We start from the raw sequence: 7,747 nt of genomic DNA, 5'->3' as shown, positions 1-7,747 counted from the left end.
TGGCGGTCGTGGCGTATTGGCGCGACTTCGGGGTCGATCGATGGAGCGTCGTGTGGGCGCTTTCACTCGCGGTGTTGAGTGGGGGGCTCGTGAGTGTGGTTCCGGCGCTCAAAGCCACTGGAAGGGCGGTCCAGCGAAATATTCAACGCGCGGCCTCGGGTCGGTCCGGAGTTCGATTCGGGGGGGTCTCGAGCGCGCTCATCGTGGCCGACGTCGCCCTCGCTGTGGCGACCGTGGGTGTGGGTGTGGGGCTGTCGGACCGGCTCACGACATCCACGGACGGGATGAACGGGCAGGCCTCTCAGTTCCTGGCCGCAGAGCTCAGGATTCCGGAGCTCGACACGAGGGCCGAGATGGGGGTCGTCTTCACGAGAGGCGAAGCCACTGCGCGCCTGGCTGCCACACAACAGGCCCTGGTCGAACGTTTGGAGGCGGAGCCCGGCGTTCGGGGCGTGGCGGTGGCGACCGTGTTGCCCGGCATGGACTACCAGTCGTACCGGGTCGAAATGGACGGGGACGATCCGTCCGACGCCGGGGCGGGCCCGTGGGTCTTGGACGCCCGTGTCGATCTAAACTTCTTCAACGCTTTCAACCACCCCATTCTGAGCGGCCGAGGGTTCGCCCCCACCGATCTCGCTGAAGACGGGTCTGCAGTCATCGTCAATACGTTCTTCGTGGATCGCGTGATGGAGGGCCGAAATCCGGTCGGCAGGCGACTCCGATTTCCGCGACGGCGAGGCGAAGAGCCGGGCCCCTGGTACGACATCGTAGGCGTCGTGGGCCCTCTAGGGATGGATGTGTTCGACTCGGGCACCCCTGGCATGTATCACCCCTTGGCTCCAGGAGAAGCCCACCCCGTATACATGGCCATCCACGTGGGTGACGACCCCGAGGCGTTTACGCCACGGTTGCGCGCGCTCGCGGGTGAGGTCGATCCTGCAGCGACCATTACGAATCCGTCAGCGCTCGATGAAGTGCTCTCTCTCAACACGGCCCTGATGGGGTGGGTAAGGATCGGCGGGGGCATCCTCCTCGGTATCCTGGTCACGCTGTCCGCCTCGGGGATTTACGCATTGATGTCGTTCACGGTCGCGGAACGCACGAGGGAAATCGGGATCCGTACCGCTCTGGGTGCGCAACGGAGTAGCGTCGTTTTCACGATCGCGAAGCGTGCGCTCGTGCAGTTGGGTTTGGGTGTCCTGTTGGGTATGCCCATGGTCGCGGGGCTCTTGTACGCGCTGAAAGGGGTTGGTCGGATTTCGACGCAGTCGCCAGTCCTGCTCACGTTTCTGGTGGGCGCGTGCGTGATGGGCGTGATCGGAGTGCTCGCTTGCACCGCGCCCACGTTGCGCGCGCTGAGGATCATGCCCACTGAGGCGTTGCGGGAGGGCGGGTAGACGGGGCTGCCTCGTCGTGGGCATGACCGCTTGTCAGCATGATCGCCGCGCTTTTGTCCACAAGAGTGCTCACCAGCTTCCTCTACGGCGTGGAGCCCAACGATCCTGCAACATTGCTCATCGTCGCTGCCGTGCTAATACTGGTATCAGGCGCGGCGTGTCTAGCACCCGCGCGGACCGCGACGGCTGTAGATCCCGCAAAGGTGTTGAAGGCCGATTAGCCGCCCGCTGAGGGCGGCCTTTTTTTCCAAAGAAGGATCGAGGAGGGGGATCGTGTCGGCAATCTGGAAGGGTGCCGGAATCGCCGCGACGAATCTCGTGCGCAAGGCGCTACTCCCCCTTGGAATCGTGGGCACAGTCGGCGCCTCTTGGGCACTGTGGTCGATTCCGGTGTCGGTTCCAGTGTCGATTCCCTTGGAGATCAGGGCTCCGGTGGACGAAAATGACCTCCGGAACGACCCGAGGGTCCGTGCCTTTGTTGAGGCCTACGGCGCGCTCATCGACTCGGTGACGTACAGTGACGAGGACGTCGTTTTCGCGCTCGGCAGCCGACCCATCCACTTCCAGGGTGGTCGGATGCTGGAGGAAGGTCGCCTGGACCGCGGAGAGGACTGCGACCCACTCTTCTACCGGTACTCCCTGGATCCTCTCGAGGAGCCACCTCCTCTTCCCGAGGAGAATCCGACCTACTGCACCGATTTGCTGGAAAGCCTCTGGGGACGAACGGACCACCAGATCCGGAGCCACGGCGGGTCGACCACCTTCCTCGATCACCGAATGTTCGTGAACAACCTTCTGATCGACCCACTCGCGGCCGTTGAAAAGGACATTCTGGAAGTCGCGAGCGGCGACCGCTCCGTGCGCACCTGGATCGATGAGATGGACATCACCTATTCGTTCATCGACAGGGGAATCGCCGGGTCACCCACCCGAAGTCACCACGCCTGGGGAATGGCCATCGACCTGGTGCCGAAGTCTTACGGAAGGCTCAATGTGTACTGGAGGTGGAGCCGGGTCTACGACAGGGAGGGATGGCATCGGATTCCGCTGGAGCGGAGGTGGAGTCCTCCCCAGACCGTCATCGAGATCTTCGAAAAGCACGGCTTCATCTGGGGCGGGAAGTGGACACACTTCGACAACATCCACTTCGAGTATCGGCCGGAGATCCTGCTCTATAACCGACTGATCTCCGGCGGCGGACAATAGCGGGGTCTCCGCTCCTCTTCTCGAGACCGGCCCCTACGCCCCGCTGAGTCCGTCATGAAGATCCTGATGAGTCCTCATCTTCTATCCAAGAGGTGGGAGCGCGCAGGTGGCCCGCTACCTGTCGCGGGCGCTGATCGAGCAGGGCCACGAAGTGCATCTGATCACGGGCACGCTGCGCGATGGCGACCCGCAACACGACGCCAACGTGTTTTTCGGGGAAATCCCCCTGACCTTGGTCGATTACACCGAGGCTTGGCGCGGATTCAAACAGGGTGAAGATCCGCTATCCGACAAGTGGGAAGTCCCCTTTCACCCGAGCTATGAAGACAAAGCCGGCGTGCCCGACCGTGTCTTTTACAAGCTCACGGACGCCGAGTATAGGGCGTTGTTGCGGTGCTGGACCGGAGTCTTCGAGGACGTGAGAGAGCACTTCCAGCCCGACCTTCTCCACCTCCACCATCTCACTTACGCGCATGTCGCTGCGGCGCAGGTTTTCCCCGTGGTGCCCAAGCTGACGCAGCTGCATGGGACGGAGATCAAAATGCTGGAGCGTCTCAACGAGCTGAGTAGGGAGTTGGGCAGTCCCAATGAGGGGGACGACGTTGGGCGTGGCATCCTCGCCGACGCAGTCAGCGTTACGAACCAGTTTGTCGCTATCAGCCCGGACATCTGTGAGCGGGCGATCGTACGCCTTGGGATCGACAAGAAACACATCACCACGATCCCGAACGGCGTGGACACCTCTCTGTTCCAACCGCTGCATTGGTCCACAGATGAAAAATGGCGTTTTCTGCAGAGGATCCTGGTAAAGGAGCCAAAGGGATGGGACGAAGGTGGTGTGCCGGGGAACGTGCGGTATGACCCGTCGGACACGAAGAGGCTGAAAGACGAATCAGGCAATTTGAAGCCGCTTGCGATGTTCGTTGGTCGCTTTCTCGACTTCAAACGCGTTCCGCTGTTGCTCAGGGCCGTCTCGCGAGTCAATCAAGCGTTCGACAGCGGTAATGATCCCCCGTTCAATCTGCTCGTCTGGGGAGGGATGCCCGGTGAGTGGGAAGGGGAGCATCCTCACACGGTCGCCCGCTCCCTCGACTTGCCGAACGTGTTCTTCTGCGGGTGGCTGCCGCACGATGTCCTTTCCCTAGGACTCAACCTCGCCGACGTTCTGGTTGCTCCGTCCTACAACGAGCCGTTTGGCCAGGTATACATCGAGGCGATGGCCACGGGAGTTCCAGTGATCGCGACCCGAAGCGGCGGGCCCCTCGATTTTGTGGTAGAGACCGGCCCGCGTGCGAACGGTTGGCTTTGCGAAGTCGACGATCTGGATTCCTTGGCGGCCACACTGCACGGGGCGCTAGTGAATGAGACGGAACGACAACGCCGCGGCACGAACGCATTGGCGCTCATCCGTGGTGAGTACGACTGGAAGGAGATCGCCCGTCGGTACACCGATGTCTACGGGCACGTCATGGGATGAACGACCGGCCTACACCCCGCTGAGCGTCTCCAGCGGAAGTCGACCCGTCGAATCCCCCAACGTCTCGATGGGCACACCCATCTTGTCGAGCAGGCTCAGATGCAGGTTCGCGAGCGGCGTGTCCGCCGCGTACTGCACGTGACTCCCGCCCGTGCCCGCCGCGCCACCGGCGAGCAGGATCGGCAGGTTCCCGGAGTAATGGGAGTTGCTGTCGGCCATGCCCGCGCCGTAGATGATCATGGAGTGGTCGAGCAGCGTCCCGTCGCCATCGGGCGTGGAGGCCAGTCGCGCGATGAACTCCGCGAACAGCTCCGCGTGGTACTGGTTGATCTTCTTCAGCTTCTCGAGTTTGACCGGATCCCTCTGGTGGTGCGAGATCGGATGGTGGGCGTCCGGCACGCCGATCTCGGCGTAGGTGCGGCCGGTGATCTCGCGTCCCATCATGAACGTCGCGACGCGAGTCAGATCCGTTTCATACGCGAGCGCCAGGAGGTCGAACATGAGCCTGGTGTGCTCACCGAAGGTGCCCGGAATGCCCGCCGGTCGGTCGAACACCGGAAGATCGAGGTTGTCCCGCGACTCGGCCATCTGGATGCGCCGCTCGATGTCGCGGACTGCCTCGAGGTATTGCTCCAGCTTGGCCTGGTCGCCTGATCCGAGGGTACGTGATAAGGCGCGCGCGCGATCTGTGACGGAATCGAGCAGACTCGCGTCCTTCGCCATGCGCGCCCTACGCACGGCCGGGTCGGTGGTGCCGCTGTCACCGAAGAGCCGCTCGAACACCACACGAGGGTTGTTCTCCATGGGCAGTGGCGTCGTTTCGTTCGCCCAGGAGATGGTGTTCGTATACGCGCAGCTGAACCCCTCGTCACACGAGCCCGCGAAGTCACGCCCGTCGATCGCGAGCTCCAGCGTGGCCAGCGGCGTCTCGCGACCGAGAACTCGCCCCGCTATCTGATCCATGGAGGTGCCGGCGCGAAGATTCGAGCCATCGTCCCGCTTCGACGCCACACCGGTCAGGAAGCGTGTCGAGGCACGCGCGTGCGGCCCCTCGGCGTCCACGCCGCGCATGCCCGAGAGCACCTGCACCGAATCGCGGAACCGCTCCAGCGGTTGCAGGATCGTCGGGAAGTCGAAGCCGGTCCCTTCGATCCCGGGGGTCCAATGATCCATCATCATCCCGTTGGGCACGTAGACCACTCCGAGTCGACGCACCGGGCTCGCTGCCGTGTTGCTGAGCGCGGTGAGCGCCGGCACCATCCCGTCCAGCAGGGGCAACGCCATCGCGGCGCCAAGCCCACGGAGCATCGTGCGGCGGGGGATAGCCTTCTTGGTGATGATCATGACCTCGACCTCCGCATGCGGAACGGCGTGCTCTGCACCACACCCACAATGATAGACGACCAACGGTAATTCTGCGACGCTGCCGCGCGAGTGATGCCGCGCACGGTCGGCTGGTCGTAGTACTCGGGGCCACGGCCGATCGAATACGAAAGCAGTTTCTCGGTCAACGTGCTGACGAACTGTTCTCGTCGCTCGAGCAGTAGCGTGCGCAGCCCCGATGGCCCGTTGAACTGGGTCCCGTCGGGCAAGGTCCCAGACGCGTCGATCGGCAGATCCGCCTCCCCGGTGGTGCGCCACTTACCGATCGCGTCGTAGTTCTCGAGCGCGAATCCCAGCGGATCCATCGGCGCGTGGCAGCCGGCGCAGGCCGGGCTCTCGCGATGCTGTGCCAAGCGATCACGAATCGTGGCCGCTTGGCCGGCCTCGCCGCGGTCCGGGAGGTCCGGTACATCGGCCGGCGGGGGTCGCGGCGGGGTCCCGAGAATGTTCGTCAGCACCCATTTCCCGCGCAGTACCGGGGACGTGCGATTCGGATAGGACGTGACTGTCAGCAAGCTTCCGTGACCGAGAATGCCGCCTCGGCGCTCGGCCAGCTCGCCTTCCAGCGAAACGCGGCGGAAGTGGCTGCCATAGACGCCGGGAATGCCGTAGTGAGCTGCGAGCCGCTCGTTGGCGTAGGTGTAGTCGGCGTTGAGTAGATCGACCACGCTGCGGTCATCGCGAATCATGCTCTCGACGAACAGTTCGGTCTCCTGCAAGAATGCTTCGCGCAGATTCTCGTCGAATTCGGGAAAGGTGACCGCGTCGGGCACGACGCTGCGCAGGTTGCGCAGGTAAAGCCATTGGCCGGCGAAGTTGCGTACTAGGGCCTTCGAGCGGGGATCGGCGAGCATGCGCAGGGTCTGCCGCTCGAGCACTGCCGGGTCCTGGAGCCTCCCACGCTCCGCGAGTTCGAGTAGCTCAGCGTCGGGGATGCTGCTCCAGAGGAAGAACGAGAGCCGCGAGGCGAGCTCGAGATCGCTCAGCGCGTAGGCTGTCCCGGGTGCGATGTCGTCCGGGTCGCGCTCTATACGAAATAGGAAATCGGGCGAGATGAGCAGGCGTTCGAGAGCGAGCTGGATGCCTGTGTCGAAGCTGCCGTCGCTGCGTCCCGCCCGGTAGAACTCCATGAGCGTTCCGAGATCGGCGGACTCGACGGGCCGCCGGTACGCGCGCCGTGCGAGCGACGACAGGATTTCGCGAGCGCACGCTTCTTCGTCCGACGACGCCCCGCTCGCCGGCTGGCAAGTGAACACCGCACGCCGGCTCGGCGTGTCGCCCCGGCCACCGCTCACAAAAGGTCCCGTGATCGCCACGTTCTCGACGGCCGCGTTACCGTCGCGCTCTTCGTTCACCGCCGCAGCGAATACGCTCTGCCGCGGCTGAAGCACGCCCTCGGGCTCGGTGAACTTCCGCACGAACGACACCGCGACGACGTGCGGGCCCGCCTGCGCCGGAAACCGGAAGCGCAGATTGGCGTCGGCGAAGAGCATGTACTCTTCCCACTCCGGGTCTCCGAACTGGTTTCCGGCGTAGCCCGCCGGTGCTTGCAGGACATCCGGCTCCTCGCCGCCGAACGTGAACGTGCGCACGAGCGCGCCGTCGAGCCGCACCTCCAGCTCGTGCGCCGATCCCAAGCCGCGGATGTAGTTGACGTAGTTCCGATGCAGCCGAATCGCGAGGTCGTACTCGCCGTCCACCGGGAAGTGATGTCGGATGCCGATCCCGCCCCGTGAGCCGAACGGAAGATCGTCACCCATCCGGTCGCCCTGGATGAGCAGAATCGGCACGTCGTAGATCTCGGACGCCGGTGAAAGCGGGGTCTCGCCGACCACCAACCGAGCGGTCTTCCGCGCCGCCGACAGGTAGCGCTCCATCAAAGAGGGCGAGAACGTCAACACGTCCGCCATGTTGTCGAAGCCGTGCTCGTCGATGTCGTCCGCCGGAAGCAGCGCCTCCACGTCGACATCGAGCGCCAACAGATCGCGAACCGCGTTTGCGTATTCGGCTCGGTTGAGGCGATGGAACGCCTCGGTCCGTCCCGGATTGGGATTGGCGGCAGCGAACCGATCGATCTCGGTTTCGAGCCAAGCCGCCAGCGCGTCGTACGTCTCCTCATCGGGACGCGGCCGGCCCACCGGCGGCATCGCCCGCGTGCGAAGCTGTCGAGCGACCCGCTCCCCGATCTCCAGGTGTTGATCGACCCGCGCGAGGTCCAAGCTCTCGAAGGAGAGATCGGCCCTACGGAGTCGGTCGTTGTGGCAGGTGACGCAGTACTCGCCGA

Annotated in this window: 5 protein-coding genes; 3 read left to right on the top strand and 2 right to left on the bottom strand. The window is 64.0% G+C overall.

Annotated elements, in window-relative coordinates; translation table 11 throughout:
* Positions 1-8 precede the first annotated feature (8 nt).
* From IIB36_19770 to IIB36_19760, 3 genes are all read left to right on the top strand, one after another.
* A complete protein-coding gene (locus tag IIB36_19770; GenBank protein MCH7533980.1) occupies positions 9-1,397 on the top strand; it encodes an ABC transporter permease in 1,389 nt (462 codons plus the stop codon).
* Positions 1,398-1,670: 273 nt separating this feature from the next.
* The gene (locus tag IIB36_19765; protein MCH7533979.1) at positions 1,671-2,603 is read left to right on the top strand and encodes a M15 family metallopeptidase; all 933 of its coding nucleotides are present in this window, start codon (positions 1,671-1,673) and stop codon (positions 2,601-2,603) included.
* Positions 2,604-2,709: 106 nt separating this feature from the next.
* The gene (locus tag IIB36_19760) at positions 2,710-4,080 is read left to right on the top strand and encodes a glycosyltransferase family 4 protein (GenBank protein ID MCH7533978.1); all 1,371 of its coding nucleotides are present in this window, start codon (positions 2,710-2,712) and stop codon (positions 4,078-4,080) included.
* Between the two features lie 9 nt (positions 4,081-4,089).
* Here the strand turns inward: IIB36_19760 and IIB36_19755 are convergent, their stop codons facing one another.
* Positions 4,090-5,424, bottom strand: a complete 1,335-nt coding sequence (locus IIB36_19755; protein MCH7533977.1) for a DUF1552 domain-containing protein — start codon at positions 5,422-5,424, stop codon at positions 4,090-4,092.
* Positions 5,421-7,747, bottom strand: a 2,327-nt coding sequence (locus tag IIB36_19750; protein ID MCH7533976.1) for a DUF1592 domain-containing protein, incomplete at its 5' end; no start/stop codon positions are given. The genes IIB36_19755 and IIB36_19750, both read right to left, overlap by 4 nt.

The organism is Gemmatimonadota bacterium, assembly GCA_022560615.1.
In the GTDB taxonomy this organism is placed as follows: Bacteria; Gemmatimonadota; Gemmatimonadetes; order Longimicrobiales; family Gaopeijiaceae; genus UBA1138.
This window is presented reverse-complemented; position numbering and strand designations above follow the sequence as displayed.